Origin of the sequence: Bifidobacterium sp. LCP19S3_E9, assembly GCF_052121135.1 — a bacterium.
Taxonomy (GTDB): domain Bacteria; phylum Actinomycetota; class Actinomycetes; order Actinomycetales; family Bifidobacteriaceae; genus Bifidobacterium; species Bifidobacterium thermacidophilum.
On record NZ_JBQKEV010000001.1, the window covers coordinates 168,151 to 191,995 of the forward strand.

Here is a 23,845-nt window from a genome sequence, read left to right on the forward strand (position 1 = left end):
ATCAGTCCTCCTTTATCGCGTCTGTTGACTGGGAATCCGTCAGTTTGCCAAGCCCCGAATCCTCGTTGGCGAAATACCTGAGAAGCTTGATATATTGCTCGCCGACAGCAATCTCGTAGCCTCCCACCTCGCGCTTGGCGATCCAAGAGCCTCCCATGTCTTGGAAGTACTGCTCTGCCAGCCTGATAAGCAGCCGATGGGCCTCGTCGCACCATTGAGTTTTCAATACCTCGGCATTGTCATTCTCGATGGTGCGAAGATACTTCCGGCACAGGGCATCGAGCGCGTAGTAGGCTTCCGCGCGAATGCTCGCCGTGGAAGTCAAATAGCGATTACGCATAGTCTCGTTGGGAACAAGTCCACGTACCCGGGTAACGCTTTTGGCCAATTCACCAACGCAGTTCTCGATGCGATCCAAGACGTCCAACGCCACGGACAGTGCGGATACATCGTCCCTACGCACCAACGCCTTGTTGAGGTCGAGCTGTTCGTCAACGCTGTCCGTATACACACTGTTCTGGGTGCCGTAGGTCATGCCTTGGGCATGGATTGCGACGATTTGAGGAAGGAAGGAATCTGAGAAGTCGTTGTCTTCCTCATCGTCATCATCCGCCATGAGTTCGTTCACCCACGTCAGAACACCTGCCGGGACTTGGCTCGATGCATCGAGATTCGCAAATGGAACGACGGATGCCAGTCCTCGCCACAGCGCTTTCTCCGGTTCATGTGTCTTCGGAACACGCGTTCCTTCAGGAACCCCCAAAGACTCGCCTTGTTTCTTGCTTGCGAGCCTCCACAAAGTCATGGTCTCGAACCTTGCCATGTCATTGGGATCCGGCTGCGCCCCGTATCCGATGACGACACCGGTCACACCGTTCCCGTCATCGGAAGGAATCAGACGCACACGCCGCGATGAGAAAGTGAATAAATCCGCCGGCCCCGTCAGTCGCCTTCTGCCCATAGAAGAGATTGCTTCCCTCTCCCAAACTGGCGCATCGCCGACAAGAGCAAGGAACGGTACCTCACCACTCTCAACATACATGACCCAATTCATCATGAGTGTCTCGAAGAGATTGGCTCGTTCCAGATATACGCCTCCGCAGAATCCCAGCGCCCCCGTCGAAATCTGGCCCTTGGGGGCATATTCCCTGCCGCTCCTCGCTGTTGTGCTTCCAGCAAGCGGAGTTTTGATACCCGCACAGTCGTATGCCTGAAGAGCGAGCAGCCATACCGCCGCCTCGGAGCAAGAGAGAGATTTCACGGAGCCCTTGGAACGGAGAGAAAAAAGAAACTTGTTGTCTTTATCAGGCAAATCAATGACTATCCTACCGACGTTATCGGCGTCATTACTGTTTTTACCTTGGTAAGAAAGACCCGCCTCCTGCATAAATGGTCTGTCACCACCAATCAGGTAGAAACGGTCATGAACACGTTGTAGATAAGAACCAATGACAGATACATCGAAGTGACCTGTCTCCCAAATCTTCCCCCAGACATGTTTCGTTTCCCCGTGCTTGATACCTTCACGCTGATAGCAACGGTACAACACCGCAAGCATGAATCTCAGAATTAAGATAACACCTTGCGAAAACTCGGGGACGATTCGTTGGATATCTGACGCATCCTCGAAAGCCTTCTTTAGGGAAACCTTTCTCTGGGTGCCATCGGAATATTCCGCGTTAATCCAATCTTCGTCGATGAGATTGAATTGTGGTTGAGAAACCATCTATACCTCCTTTCGACGATAATAACAATACCATTGTATCGATGCGACACACAATGTATAATTCAAATTAACTTATCATGTTCTCTTTTTTCATCATTTTCGACACTCAGCCCAGTTTCTCGGGAATACCGCACATGCTTACCTGTCAGCATGCTGCCGAATGAATCATTGTCCTCCTGATCCATCACCAACAGCAATCTTCCTCCAAGCCACGCAGAGTCTTGCCAATTTCTCACATACTCCTCGCAGCGATCCTCAAGCTCGCCGATGAGCGCATCCACATCGGAACAGACGGAAAGCGGAAGCCGAATGGCACATTGAATGAGCTTAACGGATACATCGTCAGGAGGCACCTCCCCTATCGGAAGTTCCCGTCCTTCCATAACCCACGGCAGCAAGGCAAGATGATCACCACACCGGCGAACAAGCAGGACCTCCACAGTATCCCGAGTGTCACGCACCGTCATCTGTCCCTTCTCCTCCTCGTTATTCGCAGCGTCGCCTTTCTGAACAGCGCCCCCATCTTCCCACGGCTCACCGCTGGAATTCTGGATTACAGGGTCTTGCAGAAGATACCCCTGTGCCTTAGCCTCTTTGCTCCCAATCGCCCTACGCCGTTCGTCACAATCCTTGAGATATTCCTCGCGCCATGATTGAGGAACATGTAATTCCTCGATGCGAGTCGTATCATCATCTTCGTAGGCACTCCTTACCAACGGAGCAATGTCATCTGGCAGCTGCACCGTCGAATGCGCCGAAACCCCGTAATACCCCAATGTTTCCAGCGCTTCCTTGAGACTTGCCTGCTCATACACCATCGTGAGCGCCTTAGGAAAAACAGGACCCGTCTCACCCCATCGATCGATTCCACGGATATAGCATCGGGCGATGCGCAATCGCTCCGGCCTGTCACATTCCCCATCCCCGCGATGATGGCGATGAACCCTACCCAGACGCTGCATCACCAAATCGATAGGAGCGATGTCGGTGACAAGAACGTCGAAATCAATGTCAAGCGATTGCTCGAGCACCTGGGTTCCGACGACGATATACTTCCTCGGGCGCTCACCGTTTGCCCTCGTTGCCTTCGGCCCAAGCTTCTGCCTCAAACCGGCCTCATTATTCATCCTGTCACAATCGACAAAGCGAGAGTGCGACAGCGTCACGCATTCCTTGCCAAACACCCCTTTTAGAGCTTCATACATGTTCTGTGCCCTGCCGACAGTATCACAGATGACTCCGGCGCAGCCGCCATCCGCCAAACGTTCCCGCAAAGTCCGAACAGTTGCGGAAACATCATCATCGATGACAGCGCATTCAACTGCCATCTTCCTGCCCGATGGGTCGGCTGTACACGATTGCACCGTCAACCCATCCGTATACGTAATAACGGGGTATGCGTTCTTGTCCAATACCGGCAGATTATCCATCTGGCTGTCGGAATACGCTGCTCCCCGGAGATATGCCGACGCTAAAGTATTTCTCAACTTGTCGGACAGCGTAGCAGACAACAAGATGACCGGCGCATGACAACCGCCCAGCCATTCCAACGCACGCTGGAGATACTGCTGCATGTAAGCATCATAGGCATGGCATTCGTCAATAATCACAACCTTGTTCGTCAGTCCCAATTGCCTCAACATGACATGTTTCATGCGCAAAGCCGCCATCAGCACCTGATCGACAGTACAGACGAGGAAGTTCGCAAGTACGCCCCTCTTCCTCCCCGAAAACCAATCGTTGACAACCGCCTGCTGCGTAGCATTTATCGCTGCGCCTCCTGTACCGACTGCATTATTATCCAAGTCCATACCGATGTCTTGGAAACGATTGGCTCGCATCATTTCTGCGTAGGTCTTGTTCAGCCAGGCCTTTCCGTGGGCCAGGAACATGGTGCGCTCGTTCGCTGACGATTCCGTGTCTTGTCCGAGTCTGTTGACCCAAGCACTGACTCGTTCGAACATAGCGTCAGTGGTCGCCATGGTCGGCAGTGCCACGCAGACGCCTCCGCGCTCCGCCTTATGAGCAAAAATCTCGGCAACCGCGAGCGCCGCCTCCGTTTTCCCTTCGCCCATGGGAGCCTCGATGATCATGATACCGGGATCTTTCACATTGCGCGCTATGTCTGTTGCAATTCTTTGGACAGGTCGCGGCTGGGCATGCGCCGGGAAACTGAAACGCTCCGCGAACAGTTCCTCGTCGGTCTGTGGCATCGCGTTCTCTTTCCACGATGGTGGCAAGTCGAGTTTCCTCCACGCCCTGTCCGCACGCTTCCGCAATCCTTCTGAAGTTTCAATGAGCGAACATTCGTATAACAGTGCGGCTCCCCTGTCCGAATCTTCGTCGCAGTCATATGGCCGCGCGGGAATGAGCGGGAAATACAATGTGTTGCTCGCAATCCAATCCGACATGATCACGATGCCGGTAATCAGGGACTGGTTCTCCGTGCTGAGAAGTGTAGTCGGCTCGTCATGGACATGAAGGTCACGCAAGTAATTCAGGTCATCATCGTCAAGATGTGCTAGGGTCCGCACGTAATCAATCAGCTCAAATTGGACAGACTGCCACGCCTTATTCTTGGCGTTGTCTTTGTTGAACTTCCCGGCTTTACCGGGATTACTGTTGTAGAAGCCACAACGGATATCCCATCTCTTGACTTGCTTGAGCGATCCATCAGTCTGTGCCCTCGGCGTATGGGGAATCGGGATCTTCCCATGATGGGCTGCAAGGATTCCTCCTAAGAAACGTGCCTTTTTTAGCTTCCAACCGTATTTTGACAGGTAATCGACCAGCAATCTATCTCCGATGACAGGATGCCCCAGCCACTGCTCGCCCTTGGATTGAACCCGTGAATCACCAATGAAGGGAAGTCCCGTATCCCGCAACTTCCACATCAGATTCCCCTCTTCGCCACTTCCCCATGTCTGGGACTGAAACTCCGGCGACGCTTTACCGAGGTCATGGATTCCTGCGAGGAACGTCACCACACTTCGAGCAAGGCGTGCATCGCCATTGCAGTCCGCGATGATGTTGTCTTTCGTTCCCTGGGGCACCCACCCATCCCAAAGATGTTCGCAGGTATACAGAGAATCTGTCATATGCACATACAGCGGGAGCCACAGAGGCCCGGCGATTCCGTCGGATTGTCCTCGATCGCTTTTTGCCCACAACGATGCGGCTACAGCACTCACACCTTGCATATTTACGCCCCCAATCAACCGTGATCGGTAATTTTCAAGCTTCTGCGCTACATCGACGAATGATAGCCATGCGCATAGACTGTCGGAAACGACCAGTGACACGCGACACCATCAACACTCTCGGCACCAATTGATTTCCTGGCATACCCTTCATCGACCACATTTCGAGGTATGGCGACAAGACCATGACGAATGAGGCAATATAATAGATGGGTCACTGTTCCCGATATTCATCGGGATGATCCCATGATCAGTTACTATGAGCAATGTTCCCCGCACTTGGCGGGGTGTATTTTGCCTCGCCAACAATAAGATTTCCACAGACAGCTCCAATATTTCGGACACATTCAAATCGGAATATCACTAAGACGTTCTTAAAACGTCGAAGATGGCACTCGCATCGATTCATTAACCGAAGGCTAACACACTATGCCCATGATGTCTTAACTTCACAAACTATGACATACATGAAAACACGCAACAACGTCAGCCATTCCACGTATTTCACTGGTCTCCCAGCCAAGATCTTGTCGTGATGCATCTGCCGCGGTAGGCCCTCTCCATAAGTTCTGCCCCTTCCCACAGGAAAAGGAAACTTACCGGAATCTTCAGCGCCATCCGGCGCGACGGTGGTGGCTGATGGATTCGAATCAGCAAGGCATCACGTATCCGGCTTAAAACCGAACGTCCTCAACCACTCGGACAAACTTATCGAAGCGGGCACGGGAGTCGGCTCGCTTGCACGCGTTGCAGACCATTGCCTGACCAATCGGCCAACTTGCTGGAAATGGCGATACCGTCACCAGTAGCCCGCCGATGACGTACGCCACTCCACGTTTGAAAGCCGACAATCTGCGGAGATACCCTATTAATTCATCATCCGGCATGCCAGTGTTGGAGGAATTATCGAATACGACGCGAACCGCATCCCGTTTCTTCAACGTGTTCTTTATGTAGCCGTCCGCCGTGTCCTTGCTTGAACGCTCTTGAAGCGATTTCAGCTCGATATCATTCTCCAGATTCTTAAGGCCTTTGCCAACCAGTCAGACCATTGTCGTCCTTCTCTTCCACATGACCAATCCGGAAACGCAACGTCGGAAGCAAAAAGTTCTCGTCGCACCTACCGGCGGGAACTTCCCTCAATCCTAACCAATTTTGGACATCATCAGCAAGATGAAAACATGCATCTTAACTCGTGAACACCGTGTCCGCCGATGCCAGCACCAGCATGCCCGTCGGACTGACGCCGACGCCCATCACGTAATCATTCCCGTATACATGGAGAATACGGTTTCCGGGCACCCACCCGCATTGTTATTGAAGTCATCCCCACATGCGCGGGGAACACAATGGCATGCACTGTATATTCCAGATTGATCATGAGCGTGTGAAAGACAATGGTGGCAGGCTTATCGAGAAAGGCCTGGCCGATCTGGCTGACGGCACCGAGCTGAAATCACTGCATGAATGCTCAAGCAAGAACACAGTTAATAGCTACATGAAGAACACCGCGAAGAAGCATGACGCTGTTCGCGTCGTTTTCGATAACTCCCAGAACGACGATATGTCGGATGACGAATTAATCGGATATCTGCGTAGGTCACAAGCTTTCAAAAATGGTTCAGTGTACATCATCGACTCCGAAAGCGCACTAGTGAGAATCAGATTGCCCGTGCCGGTACCACCTACAGGTGGTACCGGCACGGGCTATTGAATCCAGTGTATCACACATTTTTGGCGGGCTGGCCGAGCGGCCAGGCAACGGTCTGCAAAACCGTGCAGACGGGGTCGACTCCCGCGCCCGCTTCGGTGGTTTGCCCGAGTGGTCGAAGGGGCCCGGCTGTAAACCGGGTGCATGATGCCGCGCTGGTCCAAATCCAGCAGCCACCACTGTCGCGCCGCACGGCGTGGACGTTTCAACCCGTCCGGGAGATTCCGGGCGGGGGATCATCCCCGCATGCGCGGGGAACACGGATACTCGGATTCCGAACTCATTGAAGCGATCCGAGTATGCAAGCATGCGCATCCCGCGGCTGTCTATTTTCTTGGCAAGGACGGGAGTTTTGTCAAAGCTCGTAGTCTAATTGAGTAGGTAGACGAAAGCGAGGCTCCCATGACTCAGGCGTAAAGCCCGAGCGGGGTGGCCTCGCTCTGTATCCGATTCTATCATGCTTGGTGGGGATCATCCCCGCATGCGCGGGGAACACCTAGCGGCATCGGTCGAAGCGTTGAACAACCCGGGATCATCCCCGCATGCGCGGGGAACACCGCGTCGACAACCGGTGTCAGCGCCTTGCTGACGGATCATCCCCGCATGCGCGGGGAACACACGGCGGCTCTCACGGCGCTTGCGACTCAGTCGGGATCATCCCCGCACGCGCGGGGAACACCAGAACGGCGGGGATTGTGTGGACGGCCTCAAGGGATCATCCCCGCATGCGCGGGGAACACCACCTGCGCGGCTGTGAAGCGCCCGATCTACTGTCGGGTCCGTTCGTCTGCTCCGGCAATCCACCTTGATTTCAGGCATAAGAAAAGCCACCCATGTGGGTGGCTTGAACTGATTGGAGGAATCACGCCTCCTGCTTGACGCGTTCCTTTTCACGCTCCCGCAGATATTCACGGAAACGTTCATATTCCTCATCGCACGTCGGGTCTTCGTCGTGGACCTGACCGAACAGGACGATCATGTCCTGCGGCGGCTCGAGGTTGAAGTCCTCAATGGCGTCCACGGCCGTCGCCACCGAAAGCCCCGGTCCGTCGCCATCGAGCATCTCCTGGGCGAGATCGGCATCATAATCCTTTCCTTGCTCGCGCAGAAACGCGATCATCATGTCTGCAAGCCGTACATGACGTGCATATTCAGGACTTCCGGACACTAACACGGTCATTACCTCCAATGACAGGCATGATTGACGTTACGCGCGGTTTTGATTTTCCGGCTTTCGAAAAACTGACACGAACCACGACACCATCTATTGTACCTTTGACTGATCCTCTACGATGCCCGTCGGCAAGCAATTTCTCGATATGCTCCATGTTCCCCGGCATGCGTAGGACTCGTATCCCGGCATCCTTGATCTCTTCAGGCCCCCATGACTCAGGGAACTCATATGATTGCTCTCGCTGCCATCCGTATCCGTGTAGATGCGCGCCGCCTTTGTCTAGACCATACAGGATGTGGGGATCATCCCCGCGTGCGCGGGGAACACGCATTCGTGAAACCCAAATTCATGATGGCTTGGGGATTATCCCCGCATGCGCGGGGAACACAAACAGCTGCTCCTCTTTGGTGTGTGGTTTCGGGGATCATCCCCGCATGCGCGGGGAACACGGCCGTGGCGGCGCGGGGCACGTGCGGCCGGCGGGATCATCCCCGCATGCGCGGGGAACACCTGTTTGATATAGGTTTCGAGGTCGTTGAGCTGGGATCATCCCCGCATGCGCGGGGAACACAGCCGCTTGGGTACTGAACCTGCGGGCCGTGTGGGATCATCCCCGCATGCGCGGGGAACACCGGTCGCGTGCTTGGTTTGATTTTCGGCTTAGGGGATCATCCCCGCATACGAGGGGAACACTTGTGCTGACGAGGTTGGCGCATTGCCAACCAGGGATCATCCCCGCATGCGCGGGGAACACCGGATGGCGGTTGTCGTGTCGGTCGCAGTGCCGGGATCATCCCCGCATGCGCGGGGAACACTTTCACCCGTCGCATTAATGCAGGTGTCTATGAGGATCATCCCCGCATGCGCGGGGAACACACCAAAGGCGCGGGAACCGTCTCGCCTTCCTTGGGATCATCCCCGCATGCGCGGGGAACACGTGATGCCGTTAGCTGCGAGCTGCGCGGTGGTGGGATCATCCCCGCATGCGCGGGGAACACCTTCGGATTACGATACCCCGTGCCCCGGGTGAGGGATCATCCCCGCATGCGCGGGGAACACCAGGAAGTTCAGGTTCTCCCTGAGTTTCAGGAGGGATCATCCCCGCATGCGCGGGGAACACGTTTTGACGCTCGAGAACCACGCCTTGATGTTGGGATCATCCCCGCATGCGCGGGGAACACAGAACCGTGGCACGAATGGAAACGTCGGCCGAGGGATCATCCCCGCATGCGCGGGGAACACAGCGTATGCCATTCGTCATCATGTCCTTTCTCGGGATCATCCCCGCATGCGCGGGGAACACTGCGTTTGGTGGCTCGGGGCTTCGTTCCGAGTGGGATCATCCCCGCATGCGCGGGGAACACTTGCCCGGATGCCGGCGGCATTCGGTGATCATGGGATCATCCCCGCATGCGCGGGGAACACGGCTGGAACACCGATGATGGGGCCGAGCTCGCGGGATCATCCCCGCATGCGCGGGGAACACGGAGCGGTGGGGCGGTCACTTGGTGCGTGACGGGGATCATCCCCGCATGCGCGGGGAACACCCGAGAAAATCATCACAGGCAACGGCCTCACCGGGATCATCCCCGCATGCGCGGGGAACACTATGCGAATTGCACGCAAGGCCCGTTGTCGCGGGGATCATCCCCGCATGCGCGGGGAACACCCAGTCAAACACGACGCGGGGGGCGTCGGTCTGGGATCATCCCCGCATGCGCGGGGAACACCGCTCGAATCCCGTGGTATGGGCAATCAGCATGGGATCATCCCCGCATGCGCGGGGAACACGGCGTTGTTGGTGGTCTGCGTGTTCGCCAATTGGGATCATCCCCGCATGCGCGGGGAACACTGATGGCGATGAATGTTTGGATGCCGTTGGTGAGGATCATCCCCGCATGCGCGGGGAACACTTGAAGCGATCGGGGTTCTGCGCGCCGCCCACGGGATCATCCCCGCATGCGCGGGGAACACTCGGCGGTCTGCCAGCTTGACGTGTCGATGCCGGGATCATCCCCGCATGCGCGGGGAACACTTCCCACCAAGCAAACGCATCACACTGATAGCGGGATCATCCCCGCATGCGCGGGGAACACATCCGATTCTGCGAGCGCATCGTCCGCGTACAGGGATCATCCCCGCATGCGCGGGGAACACCTGTGCATGTCAAGGATTGACTGCACAGTGAGGGGATCATCCCCGCATGCGCGGGGAACACTTTACCGTCCCGGAGAAGACCATCGCCATCCAGGGATCATCCCCGCATGCGCGGGGAACACGTCGGCGCGCTCATCGGCGTGAGCCAGCTCACGGGATCATCCCCGCATGCGCGGGGAACACTTGACATCATTGAAGCCGGCGGTCAATGCCTGGGGATCATCCCCGCATGCGCGGGGAACACGAGTGTCGGTGCTGCCGGTGTTCTCCATGCCTGGGATCATCCCCGCATGCGCGGGGAACACGGCTGGCGTAGCTGCCGATGTTGAGGCCCTGCGGGATCATCCCCGCATGCGCGGGGAACACCGAGGGTCGCGCCCTGCGCTGGAGCGGTGATGGGGATCATCCCCGCATGCGCGGGGAACACGGCTGGCGTAGCTGCCGATGTTGAGGCCCTGCGGGATCATCCCCGCATGCGCGGGGAACACTAATGGTCTTGTCACGGGTACGACTACGGGTCGGGATCATCCCCGCATGCGCGGGGAACACGATGTGGAGGGCAGGCAGAATCAGGCGGGCATGGGATCATCCCCGCATGCGCGGGGAACACCGTTCGGTCTCACTGGAATCTGACGGGCGCGAGGGATCATCCCCGCATGCGCGGGGAACACGGTGCCGCCGCGCGAGTTGAGCACGCCCTCCAAGGATCATCCCCGCATGCGCGGGGAACACTGAACGTCTTCCACGCGCGCCGCCCGGTCTCCGGGATCATCCCCGCATGCGCGGGGAACACACTGCACACCACACGAGGACGTCGGACGAGACGGGATCATCCCCGCATGCGCGGGGAACACTTGTCGGGCACCGACTCGTTGACGGCGTACCGGGGATCATCCCCGCATGCGCGGGGAACACCAAGACGGGAATCCGGACAAGGGTTTGCGGCAGGGATCATCCCCGCATGCGCGGGGAACACCATTCAACACTGAAAACACCGAACTCGGCACCGGGATCATCCCCGCATGCGCGGGGAACACATGGCGCGAGTGGTGTCGGATTGACAGCCGAAGGGATCATCCCCGCATGCGCGGGGAACACCGTGTGCCTCGGTGAGTGTTAGTCACCGCCCCGGGATCATCCCCGCATGCGCGGGGAACACTGCCGTGGTGTGGTGCAAGGCAGGCCGTCGAAGGGATCATCCCCGCATGCGCGGGGAACACGGCGTCCCGGTGATTGTGATGCCGTTGAGCCTGGGATCATCCCCGCATGCGCGGGGAACACCATCGCTTACTTTTCCGTAGCGGTTCGATGCCGGGATCATCCCCGCATGCGCGGGGAACACGAACGGCGGTTTCATTGATTTCGATTCCACTGGGGATCATCCCCGCATGCGCGGGGAACACTCCGTCGTTCAGTTGGAGTATGAGCGTGTCTGAGGATCATCCCCGCATGCGCGGGGAACACCTTGCGAATGCTGCTGATGGTATCCGTGACGGGGGATCATCCCCGCATGCGCGGGGAACACACAGTCATAATACCGTTCATTGTTAGTCCTTAGGGATCATCCCCGCATGCGCGGGGAACACCCGCGGTTCGCTGATACCGGGGGCAAGGCCGCGGGATCATCCCCGCATGCGCGGGGAACACTCTGCTTCAGGACGATATCAATTCCCCGTTCGGGGATCATCCCCGCATGCGCGGGGAACACTCTGCTTCAGGACGATATCAATTCCCCGTTCGGGGATCATCCCCGCATGCGCGGGGAACACCGCGCCTGGTCGAGCGCGCCCGCCTCGATACCGGGATCATCCCCGCATGCGCGGGGAACACCCTTAGTTGGCTTGGCCGCATCAGCTTCAGCCGGGATCATCCCCGCATGCGCGGGGAACACTATCCTCGTCCATGTCAATATACAGGCGTGGGGGGATCATCCCCGCATGCGCGGGGAACACTGAGCATCTACGATGTATGCTTTGCCGCCGATGGGATCATCCCCGCATGCGCGGGGAACACAATCCATCGACTAGGGAGCTTCTTGGCGAGTGGGGATCATCCCCGCATGCGCGGGGAACACCGTGCAGAAAGAGCTTGGTGTTACCGTTGACGGGGATCATCCCCGCATGCGCGGGGAACACTGCATCTCATAAGCATAAATGCACCTCTGACAGGGATCATCCCCGCATGCGCGGGGAACACAGCGGCCCGTTCACGGACGAGCAGTGGAGACTGGGATCATCCCCGCATGCGCGGGGAACACGCTGGTATCCATTTCTTTGTTGACGATTATCAGGGATCATCCCCGCATGCGCGGGGAACACGATGATCGGATGCCGATCTATCGTATGCGTCAGGGATCATCCCCGCATGCGCGGGGAACACTCATACGCACGGAAATACGCGGTTCAAGGGTTGGGATCATCCCCGCATGCGCGGGGAACACTGAGCCAATGTGGCCGCGCGTTCGTTCGCGTCAGGATCATCCCCGCATGCGCGGGGAACACTTGCCGACCGTGGATGGGACTTGACCAAGCCAGGGATCATCCCCGCATGCGCGGGGAACACCGTCCGCAACCGGCAGCCCGGTCGTGGACGGGGGGATCATCCCCGCATGCGCGGGGAACACATTTCCGTATTATTTTTTTGTTCTGTGGCTTTGGGATCATCCCCGCATGCGCGGGGAACACCTCACCTGATAAGGAGGAGAAACATGGAAACGGGGATCATCCCCGCATGCGCGGGGAACACGATTCCAAGCGTGAGGCTAAACGCTATCAGGAGGGATCATCCCCGCATGCGCGGGGAACACAAATTGCCCCACATGGATCCGAGTACGCTCTGGGGATCATCCCCGCATGCGCGGGGAACACGTATTCCTCGAGCACGTGCTGTCGGGCGTCGCGGGATCATCCCCGCATGCGCGGGGAACACACAAACACAGACAGGCCGGAAGGCGAGAAGTGGGGATCATCCCCGCATGCGCGGGGAACACTTCAACGCCGTCCGCAATGCGACCAGTCCGCAGGGATCATCCCCGCATGCGCGGGGAACACCGCCGACCGGCTGCTGTACGCCAACACGGACGGGGATCATCCCCGCATGCGCGGGGAACACCATATTGCGCCTGTCCCAGTCTTTCGAGGATGGGGATCATCCCCGCATGCGCGGGGAACACACTATGAAAAGCGCAAACTCCCGCCATTTACTATAGCAGCATTCATCATTTCCGTTTACTTTGCGTTGATCATCGACCCAACATTTATTCGCCCCGCGATGCCGGTCGATATGATCCCTTACTCCCCCAGCACCTCCGCCGTGTCCACCACCAGCGTTACCGGCCCGTCGTTGACCAACGCCACTCGCATGTGTGCGCCGAATCGGCCTTCTTTGACGGTGAGTCCTTGCGCACGCAACGCTTCATTGAAGGCGAGCCACACACGTTTGGCGTGTTCAGGTGCGCCGGCTGCGATGAAGCTCGGCCGGTTGCCTTTGCGGATGTTGCCGTACAACGTGAACTGCGAGATGGAGAGGATTTCGCCGTTATGCTGGGTGATCGACTCGTTCATGCGGCCGTCCGCATCCTCGAATACGCGCAGCCGGGCGATTTTGCCGGCGAGCCAGTCAATTTCCCGCTGACCGTCCGCATCCGCGACGCCGACGAGCAGCACATACCCCGTGCCGATGGTTTGCTTGACGAACGTCGGGTCGACGCTGTTCGTCGAGGGGTCGATCACGTCGACGCTGGCTTCGCTCACCCTCTGCAATACGATTCTCATACCACCCACTCTATCGCGCGGCCATGGCGGGATGTCACGTCCGTGCGGTGTATTGCTTGGTTTCGGCGTTCTGTTCCCCCGCTCGCTTGCACCATCACCTGTTCGGCTCGCAGCCGATTTGAGTCGAGTAACGAAATGTCGTATACTGAAAAGTCCGGTCCATTCCGGGGTTTGATAATTCAAAAGGGGCTGATCGGTTTCGACGGTGACCTGTTCGTCGCAGGGAAGCGTGCCGAGAACGCGGAGTCCACTCGTGATGCCCTCCGCGAAACAATAAGTGCTAAATCTAACCGCACTGAGTTTGCTCTCGCTGCCTGAGCTTCGCGCCAGGATTAACCAGTGAGCAGCCGCTCCGTTCACTCCCCCTCGTCTTCGGGGAGATGTTGAGCGTCGTTTAGGAGACTTGCTCCGGCCATCGCACCGCAGGGTGGCTGGGGGACTTTTTCTGCGGATATGCTCGCCATCAGTTGTCTGCGACATCGATGGGGGCAGAAAAACTGCCGCACGGCCAGCAGACTACGCACGTAGAAGACTGAGGGTACGGTCACCGGACCGGGGTTCAATTCCCCGCAGCTCCACTGAACAACAAACGCCATTCCGCAAGGAGTGGCGTTTTTTGTTTACCGTGAACGGTGATTGGTCAACTGCGTTGGCATTTAATAATGCCACTCCACTTCCTTCCCCTGTCTACAGCCGGCGTTACCTATGGAATCATCCGATTTCAACCCGCCGGCCGCATGCCATTACGCCACTCGACCTGCGGCTACCGCGAGGAGAGAGCAACCATGGCACAGGCTGACGAGACGCGGCATACCGCGACTGACGTGACCGGTACCAACACCGCTGCAAACAATGCGATTCCCGCAACCACCGACGCACGCTCGACCACAGGAAATCTCAAAGGGGACCTGACCCGCGGGCCGCTGATCCCCACCATGCTGCGCTTTTCGATTCCCTACCTCATCACCTGCTTCCTGCAAAGCTGCTATGAGCTGGCCGACCTGCTGATTGTCGGCAGGTTCAATGGCGCGGATTCCGTATCCGCCGTATCCACCGGCAGCCAGATGACCCACCTGGTGACCGTCACCATCGTCGGCCTGACCACGGGCATCACCGTGACCATCAGCCACGCGATCGGCGCCCGGCGCATGGACAAAGTGCAACGCCAGATCGGACAATCCATCCGCCTGTTCGCCTTTGTCGCAATCATCGCCACCATCGCCCTGACAGCGAGCGCCGACCCGTTGCTGCTCCTACTGTCCACGCCGCCTGAAGCGTTCAGCCAGGCGCACGACTACGTGACCATTTGCTTCTTCGGCACCCCGTTCATCGTCGCATACAACGTGATCAGCGCGATATTCCGCGGATTCGGCGACTCCCGACACCCGATGTATTTCGTTGCCCTCGCCGGACTGCTCAACGTGGGACTCGACCTCGCGTTTATTGGCGGCGCACACATGCAAGCGGCAGGCGCCGCGCTCGCCACGGTCATCTCTCAAGCGTTCTCGGTGGTGGCGGCCCTCATCTATCTCAAGTTCGCAAACACCGGCGTTCGCGTCCGGAAAGCCGACCTCGCCTACGATTGGGCCGGTACACGGCAGATCCTGACCATCGGCACGCCGATCGCACTGCAGGAACTGTGCATCCAGGTCTCGTTCATCGTGATCACCGCCATCGCCAACGGGCGCGGCCTGGAAATCTCCGCCGCTGTCGGCATCGTCGAGAAAATCATCTCCTTCCTGTTCCTCGTGCCCTCGGCAATGCTGTCCACCGTGTCGGTGGTCGCCGGGCAGAACGCCGGCGCACGGCAACATTCGCGCAGCAAGACGGCGCTGCGATACGGCATCACCATGTGTATAGCGTACGGTGCGCTTGTGTGTTTCGCGAGCCAGATCTGGGGCGCCGACATCGTGCGCGTCTTCTCCCCCGACGACGAAGCGGTGGTCAGGTACGGGGCGCAATACCTGAGCAGTTACTCCTTCGACTGCATTCTCGCAGGCGTGCACTTCTGCTTCAGCGGGTTCTTCAGCGCCTACGGCAAATCCCTGTACACGTTCGCTCACAATATTGCGTCGGTGCTGCTCGTGCGCATCCCCGGGGCGTATGCGGCATCCTTGCTGTGGCCGGACAACCTGTTCCCCATGGGATGCGCCGCGCCACTCGGCTCGCTGCTGTCAATCCTCATCTGCTCGGCGCTGTATTACCTGCGATTCAGCAAGCGGCATCCGGCGGCGATTGTCGACGAGCAGTGACAGGTGACCGCTTACGCGCCATGTGAACCGGCTCCAGCCGCATCATCCCGGCGATTGTACGAGCCAATCCTCACACAACCGCACACCGACACACCGGCGCCCCGAAGGCACCGTCGTCTCCACGCCTGCACACCAGCTCACGAAGCAGCCAACAGGCTACTTAATCATCGGCCGCAGCGGCGCCGAGACGTCCACTGAATGCTTGTCTCCAATCACATTCGGGTCGTTGATGATTTTATCGACCACGGCTTTCTTGAGTTTCATCTGCGAGGCATTCCCCCAGATGATTGTGTAGTTGCCGTTGTCCAGCTCGGTGGTGACGGAATCCTGCGTCTGCGCGGTGACTTTGCTCACCCGCGCCCGCATCGCGTCGGACAGTGAATCCACGACTTTCACCGCAGTCACCACGGACCGGCTCTTCAGGCTTTTGGCTACATCATTCACTTCGATGACCGGAATGCCGTCGGTCGAAGCGTTTTTCACGGAATTCAGCACCCGCCCTTTGCCGTCGACCGCGGTCAGCGAACCGTCGGGCGTTTTCAGCATGGCGGCCGGTTCCTGCGCGCTGATGGCGACCTGCATGCCGTGAGGGTATTGTTTCGTCGCCGTCGCCTTGCTGACACCAGGAATGGCAGCAAGCTGCGTTTCGATGTCATTGGTCGACACCAGAAGCAAAGATTTCCCTGCCTGAGCCGAGGCGATGGACTCCACTTTGCTGCCACTGACCCATTCGTTGGCCCCGGACACGGTAATTTGCGCGGAGTCAAGCCGCAGCAACGGCGAGAAGAACAGCGCCCACACGACGCCCACGACAGCGGCTATGGACACCATGGTGATTGCCACGCGTTTGACGACCATCAGCGTGTTGACATGCCGACGTTCCTTGACGCGCGCATTGAAATCCACGACTTTTGGCCGCGCGGCGACACCCAACGGCCCGGTGCTTTCTCTCAGCGTTTTGGCGACCAAGTCCTCACTTTGCAACGCTCTGGCATCCACGAATCCAGTCGCTCTGGACGCACCAGTTCCGGATACACCAGTACCGGACATACCAGTGCCAGACACACCGCCGACGGAGACTCTCCTTCCGCGTCGCGTTGGACTTACAAGATCAGAACCACTCCCCTGTTCGCCGCCATCCGCGGATTTGTTCAGCCTGTTGCGCTTCGCCGAACTCGCCACACGGCCTTGTTTCGTGGTCCCGCCCTTCTTGGAGGCAGCATCCGAATCCGCGTTCTTGCGCCTGTTTCGGGACACAATCGCGCGCAACGACCGCTTGCGGCGGCTCGCGGCAGGCTCCGCGGCATTGCTTGCATTACTGGATTTGCCGGCATCGCCTGCATTGTCCGATGACGATGGACGTCGTTCAGGCACGGTAGCGCGTCCGGATACTGCAGAACGACCCGACGACCCGCGGTCTGAGGCGGCGCGGCCGGAAGCCGCTCTGCGAGACACTGGCTTGGATGAGTTCGCATCCCTGGCACCGCCGTATGACATACCGGGGATGGTCGGACCCGGCACACTCCGGGATTGCCTTGCGACGCGCGGAAAAGTACCGCTCGACGATATCCGGGCATCTCGTGACACGTTGTCTGACGGCATCTTGTTTCCTGATGCGGCGTTTCCTGATGCTATACTCCTCGCTGCCGCGTTCCCTGTCACCCTTCTCGATGCCGCGGTATCGGCTCCGGATCCAGCACGCCCAGCGCCGGGTTGAACACGACCTGCGACAGAACGCGGTTCGCGCCCGGTGTGTTGCCGCCCGTCATGCGATGACCCGCCGACAGACCCGCTTCGTGCCACGCGTCCTGGCATATCAATCCCCGCAGTTCTCGCGGTGCGCCTCGAGCGCGTGCAACAGCACCGGTCCCATGGCGGTGATATCGCCCGCCCCCACGGTGAAGACCACATCGCCGTGATGCGCGCGCATCGCCATCATCAGCGCCGCGGTATGCATGTCGTCGACCGCACGGATCCAGTCCGCCGGCTCATGGTCGATCCCCTTGGCGGCATCGACGATGGTCTGCGCGGTAATATCCGGGAAATCCTCCTGCTTTTCTCGCGCCGGGTAAATACCGGTCACAATCACATCATCGGCGAGCGCCAACGCCTCAGCGAACTCGCGTGCGAAGAACTTGGTACGCGAGAACAGATGTGGCTGGAACAGTACGCGGATGACGGCATCCGGGTAACGCCGACGCGCCGCGTTGAGCAGAGCGGTGATTTCGGTGGGGTGATGCGCGTAATCGTCCACGACGGTGACTTGCTTCTCACATCCGCGCACTTGGAAGCGGCGGGATGCGCCGAGGAAGCTTCCCGCGGCTTGCGCGGCGGCATCGGGGTCCATGCCCAGCAGCGTGGCGGCGATGATTGCGGCGGTCGCGTTGCGGGCGTTATGGATGCCTGGAATCTTGAGGCTGACTGGAATGGCGTGTGCTTCTCCGGTGAGCGCGGCGGGCATGTCGATGGTGAACCGTTCCTCACCGTCGCCGGCCTGCTCGCTTTCTGATGTGATGGTGACGATGGCGGCGCCTGCGGCCTGGGCTACAGCATCGAGCACCATCTGCGCACTGTGCGTGGTGTAGATGACCGTGCGGTGCATGACCGAATCATCAAGGCCGCGCAGCACGTCGAGCGCACCCGGGTCGTCGGTGGTCATGACGATATGCCCTCGTGCGTGCGATGCGTAGGTGACGAAGGCCTCACAATAGCGCTCTGGCGTGCCGTAATGGTCAAGATGATCCGCTTCGGCATTGGTAATAATGGCGATGGCGGGCTGGTATTTGGCGAAACTGCCGTCAGACTCGTCGGCTTCTGCGACGAGGATGCGCCCGGTGCCGGCATGTCCGCCGTCAAGGGTCTGGCCATCGGGGCCTTGGATGGTGCCGCCAATCGCGTAACTGGGATCAGCCAGGTCACCGGTGCCTGCGTGCACGAGGATATGAGACAGCAGCGAACTGGTGGTGGTTTTGCCGTGTGCACCGGCTACGGCGACCGCATCATGATGGTTCATGAGCAGTGCGAGGATATCGCTGCGATGCACGATATGCGAGCCTTGGGCCGCCGCGGCGACGATCTCTGGATTGTCCGGCTTGATGGCGCTGGAATACACCACGGTTGACGCGCCACGCACATTGTCCGCCCGCTGGCCGATCGCAACCTGAATGTCGAGGGCTTCGAGCCGTTCGGTTTTCGCGTTGCGCTCCCTGTCCGAGCCGGTGACGTTCACGCCCTGCTCATGCAGCATTTCAGCGAGGACACTCATGCCCGCTCCCCCAATGCCGATGAAGTGGGTTGTTCCCAAATCGCTGACTTGCTGGTCTTCAGTGAAGGCCGCAACAGTCGGGTCAAGCACGATAGGCTCTGTATTCATGATGGAAGGCACCGCTTTCTCTTGGTTGCTGTCCCTATTATGGCATGATTATGTGTGATGATGGCGTAGCGGCCTGTATGCCGCCGGCGTCCCGGCCTACCTGCGCGCCGCTGCAAGGCTGAGGATGTGCCGGGCCATGATGTCGGCCGCGTCACGTATGCCATACTGCCAGGCGTGGTCGCCGAGCTCGTGCAAACGTTGCGGATCATCCAGCAGTCCGGCGATATGGTCATGCACCCATGCAGCGGTGAAATCGCTGTCATTGACCATCATGCCGCCGTCCGCGTCGACAACTGGTTGCGCGTTGAAGCGCTGCTCGCCGTTGCCGATCGGCAACGGAACGTAGATTGCGGGCAGTCCAAGCGCGGTCAGTTCGCACACCGTGCCGGCCCCCGCCCGGCAAATCACCAAATCAGCGCATGCGAAGGCCAAATCGATGCGTTCCAAGTATTGCGCGACATGATAATCACCCTGCCCGGCGTGGGCCGGATCAAGGTCGTTCAAGGCGTCCGCCCCGGCCTTGGCTGTCACGTCAGCTTCGACCTGCGCGATTTTGCCTTTACCGGTCAAATGGATGACCTGCGCACGCTTCAACAGGTCGGCTGCCGCACCGGCGACCGCCGTGTTGAGGCTCAACGCGCCAAGCGAACCACCGGTGATCACGACGACCGGACGACCGGGGTCAATGCCCAGCTGTGCGGCAGCCTGCGCACGCACCGCAGGATAGTCGGTTCTGATGCGAGCAGCGAGCTGCGCGATGGCGGGGCGCAACGGCAGGCCGACCCGCTCAATCGTGGTTCCTTTGCCAGGCTTCAAGCCGGTGTTTTCGTATGCCGTGCCGATAAAGGACGCCCATTGGGCGCCGAGCTTGTTGGCCATGCCCGCTCGGGCGTTTTGTTCGTGGATCACCACGGGGATGCCCATCGCGTGGGCGACAGAATACACGGGCGCGGAGGCGTACCCGCCGAAACCGACGACTACCTGCGCTTTTCGGCGCTCCAGAATCGCACGCACTTTGCGCTTTTCGCGGCTCCACCGCCACGGGAAGGTGAGCGCGTCCTTGTTCGGGCGGCGCGGGAACGGGACTTTTTCCACCGTATCCAGCTCGTAGCCGGCCTGCGGGACGAGATCATGCTCAAGTCCGACCGCCGTGCCGATGACACTCAGTCCGGCATCGGGTTCAATCCGCCGGATGGCGTCCGCGACGGACAACAGCGGGTTCACATGTCCGGCGGTACCGCCGCCGGCCAATACGATATTCGTCATGCTTTCAGCTCACCTCGTGGGTTGCCTTATGGTCCTGTACAGTACTGGTTTCGATGCCGCGGATACCACACGCGGCCATCCTCACTACTCTACCGCTCAGCTTGCCCGCCGCAACAAGCTCGCTCGTCGCAGCCTTAAAAGTGAAGCTCCCGCATCCGCGCGCCGGCATCGGGCATGGTTGCAGGCCCTCAGGAATTGAGCGGGTTGGTTGCCGAAGCAATCTGCGTCTCCTGGCGCATCATGCTGATGGCCACACCAGCTGCTGTCAGACACATGATCAATGACGAGCCGCCCGCCGACACGAACGGCATCGGCACGCCCATCACCGGCAACAGGCCGATAACGACCATGATGTTGATAATCGCCTGGCCGACGATCCACACCGCGATGGAAACCAACGCAATCGAAGTGTACCGGTCCTTGGATTGCAGGGCGATGCATGCGAGGCACCATCCGATCAGCACGAACATGATGATGATAACGATTGCGCCGACAAAGCCAAGTTCTTCGCCGATGATCGCAAAAATAAAATCGTTGTGCGCTTCCGGCAAGTAGTTCCATTTCTCGCGGGAGTTGCCCAGCCCGACTCCGGCGAAACCACCTGATGCGAGCGCGTATTTCGCGTGGATGCTCTGATAGCAGGTGCCTTGCATTTGTGTGGTATCGCACGAGGTGTACGCCGAAAGCACGCGAGCGAGACGGTTCGGGCTTTGGATGACCAGCACCCCGGCGAGTACTGCGACCACGGCGCCCATGATGCCGAACCACGATTTCGGCATGCCACCGAGCAGCAGTGCGATCAAGCCGATGATGAGAATGACCATATCGGTGCCCATATCGCGGCCGAGCATAACAAGTGCGCAGCAGATGATCAGCATGATGATTGGCACGGCGTACGGTCGGTGATCTTTATCGGTGCTGCGTTGTTGGGCGATAACCACGCCGAGCGGCATCCACAGGCATACTGCGAGTTTCATGAACTCGGCTGGCTGCATGGTGAATATGCCGAGGTTGACCCATCCGGTGTTGCCCTGATAGTTGACGCCCAGCGGTGACATGGTCAGCAGCTGAAATCCCCATGCAATGATGAGAATCACGCCGGAACACCTGCGGTAGGCGAGAGCTTTCAAGCGTGACGCGCCGAAGCAGAGCACCAGACCGATCAGACAGAATTTGCCTTGGGTCAACGCCTGCGACCACGGGCTTTTCCCGCTGGAGATATTGCTGATAACCGAGCTGGAGAAGACCATGACCGTGCCAAGGAAGGTGAGGAACATGACCGCGCCGATAAAACAGTGGTAGCACCATAGGGGGCTTTTGAGCATACGGATGCCGTGGGCGTCGCCGGTGGTGCTTGGGTCGATGACCGGCTTGCATGCCGCGGTGGTTTTTTCCGCCGCCATAATGCGCTTGGGAAGCACACTGTCTTTGGCTTGTTCCCACAAGCGGTGACGCGCCTGTGGGGCTTTAGCGCTTTTCGACTTAGGCGTCCCGGACGGGATGGCCCGCCGATTGCGCGCTGTCACTGCCGTCTTACCGCGGTATGGCTCGGCGTTGGCACTGTCTGCCGGCTTGCGAGACGGCCGCCGGGACGCCCGCTGGGCGGGTTGCGACCCGGTCGGGGCAAGAATGTCGAAATCCTCAGCGCCGCGGGCGTCATCCCGCCGCTGCCTGGGAAACACAGTGGACTGAGCTGTGCGCCCCTTACGTTCGCCGCGTCGCTTGGGGTCAGTGCTCGCCATGCGCATCAACCTGATGTTGTGCGGACCACTGTTGCGCCGAGCGGGCGAACTGGTCGCCGCGGTCCGCATACGAACGGAATTGGTCCATGGAAGCGCAGGCAGGCGCCATGAGCACGATGTCACCGGCCTTGGCGTACGCTCCCGCAGCCTCGACGGCACGCTGCATGACCGTGGACGCGTCGGCAGGGTCGATGAGGGTGAGAGGAATATCAGGTGCTGAAGTCTTGAAGGCGTCAATCATCGGCTCCTGGTCCACGCCGATAATCACGGCCGCCTTGATGGTTTTGGCCTGGTCGCGCACCAACTGCTCGAACCGGGCGCCTTTGGCAAGTCCGCCGGCAATCCACACCACGGATTTCGGGGCGAAGCTGGACAGGGAGGCATGCGCGGCATGCGCGTTCGTTGCCTTGGAATCGTCGACGAAGCGGATGTCGCCGCCCTCCACGTGAGCGGTCGCGACCCTCTGGATGCGATGCCCACCGGGAGCGAAGGACCGCAGCGCGTCCAAAGCCGTATTAAGGTCTGCTCCTGCGCCGAGCACCAGCGCGAGGGCAGTCAACGCGTCGGCGAGCAGATGCGGGTAGATCGTACCGTCCGGTTCGCACAAATGACTGAATTCGGTGATTTTAGCCACTCGGTACGCGACACCCGGCACTGCTCCGGCGACACCGCTGTGGTCGACAATCCACCCCTCGTCCACGCCGATCTGCCCCTCTTCGGGCGCATGGAGGGTGAATCCAATCCTGTGGCAACCCGGCGCGGTCTGTGCGGCATGGGCCAAAGCGGTCACCCGAGCGTCGTCAGCATTGTAGACGAGCGCTTTGCGGGCCCGGTGGAAGACCTTGCTTTTATCCGCAGCATAGTTTTCGATGCCGCCATGCCAGTCAAGATGGTCGTCGGCGATATTCGTGATGGCCGCGCACTCCAGCGCCAAGGAATCCGTGAAATGCAGCTGGAACGAGCTTAATTCGACGCACAACACGTCGTTGTCAGGATCGACTGCGGCATGCGAGACGGCTTTGCCGATGTTGCCGACCGCAGGCGCGGTGAGCCCGCACGCAGTGAGCATGGCCGACGTCATTTCGGTGGTTGAAGTTTTGCCGTTAGTACCGGTGATGCCGATCCACGGCGCCGGGCTGCCGGTACGGCGGGAATCGACCCGTAGTCTCCAAGCGAGCTCGACTTCGGAGTATACGGGGATGCCGCGGCGCTGCGCCTCAAGAATGAACGGGGTTCTCGGTGTGAACACCGGCGAGGTCATCACCAGATCGATACGGTCCCAATCGATATCGTCGAAGGAATGCAGATTGGCTTCGGGCTTGTGCTCGTCCACGCTGATCACCGACTTGGCACGCCCTTTGAGGACTTCGACCATACTGCGGCCGGATACACCAAGCCCCGCGACCAGGACCGTCTTGTCGGCGATCGATGCGCCGCCGTTACCTGTCTCGCCGCTCAATTCGTCGTTCAT

General features: G+C 59.1%; 11 protein-coding genes, 2 tRNA genes, 1 other RNA gene and 2 CRISPR repeat arrays. Of the genes, 5 read left to right on the plus strand and 9 right to left on the minus strand.

Annotated features, from left to right (window positions below; translation table 11 throughout):
- Position 1: 1 nt before the first annotated feature.
- Positions 2–1,726 carry a type I-E CRISPR-associated protein Cse1/CasA gene (gene casA / locus ACTQYB_RS00665; RefSeq protein ID WP_441481623.1) on the minus strand — a complete coding sequence of 575 codons (1,725 nt, stop codon included), beginning with the start codon at positions 1,724–1,726 and terminating at the stop codon, positions 2–4.
- A 62-nt stretch (positions 1,727–1,788) separates the two neighbouring features.
- Positions 1,789–4,917, minus strand: a complete 3,129-nt coding sequence (gene cas3 / locus ACTQYB_RS00670; protein ID WP_441495895.1) for a CRISPR-associated helicase Cas3' — start codon at positions 4,915–4,917, stop codon at positions 1,789–1,791.
- A 1,396-nt stretch (positions 4,918–6,313) separates the two neighbouring features.
- On the opposite strand from cas3, the gene ACTQYB_RS00675 reads away from it, so the two are divergent.
- The 3 genes from ACTQYB_RS00675 to ACTQYB_RS00685 all read left to right on the plus strand — a co-directional run bounded on the left by ACTQYB_RS00675 (position 6,314) and on the right by ACTQYB_RS00685 (position 6,816).
- Positions 6,314–6,640 carry a hypothetical protein gene (locus ACTQYB_RS00675; RefSeq protein ID WP_441481621.1) on the plus strand — a complete coding sequence of 109 codons (327 nt, stop codon included), beginning with the start codon at positions 6,314–6,316 and terminating at the stop codon, positions 6,638–6,640.
- Positions 6,641–6,662: 22 nt separating this feature from the next.
- A tRNA-Cys gene (locus tag ACTQYB_RS00680) sits at positions 6,663–6,733 on the plus strand.
- 1 nt (position 6,734) lies between these two features.
- Positions 6,735–6,816, plus strand: a tRNA-Tyr gene (locus ACTQYB_RS00685).
- Positions 6,817–7,104: 288 nt separating this feature from the next.
- Positions 7,105–7,378: a CRISPR direct-repeat array (repeat unit 29 nt; unit sequence GGGATCATCCCCGCATGCGCGGGGAACAC).
- 121 nt (positions 7,379–7,499) lie between these two features.
- On the opposite strand, the gene ACTQYB_RS00690 is transcribed toward ACTQYB_RS00685, so the two are convergent.
- Together ACTQYB_RS00690 and dtd are read right to left on the minus strand one after the other, a co-directional pair.
- The gene (locus ACTQYB_RS00690) at positions 7,500–7,817 is read right to left on the minus strand and encodes a hypothetical protein (protein ID WP_441495896.1); all 318 of its coding nucleotides are present in this window, start codon (positions 7,815–7,817) and stop codon (positions 7,500–7,502) included.
- Between the two features lie 292 nt (positions 7,818–8,109).
- Positions 8,110–13,140: a CRISPR direct-repeat array (repeat unit 29 nt; unit sequence GGGATCATCCCCGCATGCGCGGGGAACAC).
- 118 nt (positions 13,141–13,258) lie between these two features.
- Positions 13,259–13,741, minus strand: a complete 483-nt coding sequence (dtd, locus tag ACTQYB_RS00695; protein ID WP_441481619.1) for a D-aminoacyl-tRNA deacylase — start codon at positions 13,739–13,741, stop codon at positions 13,259–13,261.
- A 185-nt stretch (positions 13,742–13,926) separates the two neighbouring features.
- Between dtd and ssrA the strand changes: the two genes are divergently transcribed.
- Both ssrA and ACTQYB_RS00705 read left to right on the plus strand, forming a co-directional pair.
- Positions 13,927–14,322: a transfer-messenger RNA gene (gene ssrA / locus ACTQYB_RS00700) on the plus strand.
- Between the two features lie 204 nt (positions 14,323–14,526).
- On the plus strand, positions 14,527–15,993 hold the full coding sequence (locus tag ACTQYB_RS00705) for an MATE family efflux transporter (protein ID WP_441481618.1): 1,467 nt from the start codon (positions 14,527–14,529) through the stop codon (positions 15,991–15,993).
- A gap of 156 nt (positions 15,994–16,149) precedes the next feature.
- On the opposite strand, the gene ACTQYB_RS00710 is transcribed toward ACTQYB_RS00705, so the two are convergent.
- The 5 genes from ACTQYB_RS00710 to murD form a co-directional block, all read right to left on the minus strand.
- The gene (locus tag ACTQYB_RS00710) at positions 16,150–17,367 is read right to left on the minus strand and encodes a cell division protein FtsQ/DivIB (RefSeq protein WP_441481617.1); all 1,218 of its coding nucleotides are present in this window, start codon (positions 17,365–17,367) and stop codon (positions 16,150–16,152) included.
- Between the two features lie 442 nt (positions 17,368–17,809).
- Positions 17,810–19,366, minus strand: a complete 1,557-nt coding sequence (gene murC / locus ACTQYB_RS00715) for a UDP-N-acetylmuramate--L-alanine ligase (protein ID WP_441481616.1) — start codon at positions 19,364–19,366, stop codon at positions 17,810–17,812.
- Positions 19,367–19,462: 96 nt separating this feature from the next.
- A complete protein-coding gene (locus ACTQYB_RS00720; protein WP_441481615.1) occupies positions 19,463–20,632 on the minus strand; it encodes a UDP-N-acetylglucosamine--N-acetylmuramyl-(pentapeptide) pyrophosphoryl-undecaprenol N-acetylglucosamine transferase in 1,170 nt (389 codons plus the stop codon).
- Positions 20,633–20,820: 188 nt separating this feature from the next.
- Entirely contained in the window at positions 20,821–22,374 is a 1,554-nt protein-coding gene (locus ACTQYB_RS00725; protein WP_441481614.1) for a peptidoglycan glycosyltransferase FtsW, read from the minus strand.
- The gene (murD, locus tag ACTQYB_RS00730; protein WP_441481613.1) at positions 22,361–23,845 is read right to left on the minus strand and encodes a UDP-N-acetylmuramoyl-L-alanine--D-glutamate ligase; all 1,485 of its coding nucleotides are present in this window, start codon (positions 23,843–23,845) and stop codon (positions 22,361–22,363) included. The genes ACTQYB_RS00725 and murD overlap by 14 nt, the downstream gene beginning before the upstream one ends.

Bases quoted from the DNA above. Each gene is read 5' to 3' on its own strand.
- casA (WP_441481623.1), bottom strand. From the start codon at position 1,726: ATGGTTTCTCAACCACAATTCAATCTCATCGACGAAGATTGGATTAAC.
- ACTQYB_RS00690 (WP_441495896.1), bottom strand. From the start codon at position 7,817: ATGACCGTGTTAGTGTCCGGAAGTCCTGAATATGCACGTCATGTACGG.
- dtd (WP_441481619.1), bottom strand. From the start codon at position 13,741: ATGAGAATCGTATTGCAGAGGGTGAGCGAAGCCAGCGTCGACGTGATC.
- ACTQYB_RS00705 (WP_441481618.1), top strand. From the start codon at position 14,527: ATGGCACAGGCTGACGAGACGCGGCATACCGCGACTGACGTGACCGGT.
- murC (WP_441481616.1), bottom strand. From the start codon at position 19,366: ATGAATACAGAGCCTATCGTGCTTGACCCGACTGTTGCGGCCTTCACT.
- ACTQYB_RS00720 (WP_441481615.1), bottom strand. From the start codon at position 20,632: ATGACGAATATCGTATTGGCCGGCGGCGGTACCGCCGGACATGTGAAC.
- ACTQYB_RS00725 (WP_441481614.1), bottom strand. From the start codon at position 22,374: ATGGCGAGCACTGACCCCAAGCGACGCGGCGAACGTAAGGGGCGCACA.
- murD (WP_441481613.1), bottom strand. From the start codon at position 23,845: ATGAACGACGAATTGAGCGGCGAGACAGGTAACGGCGGCGCATCGATC.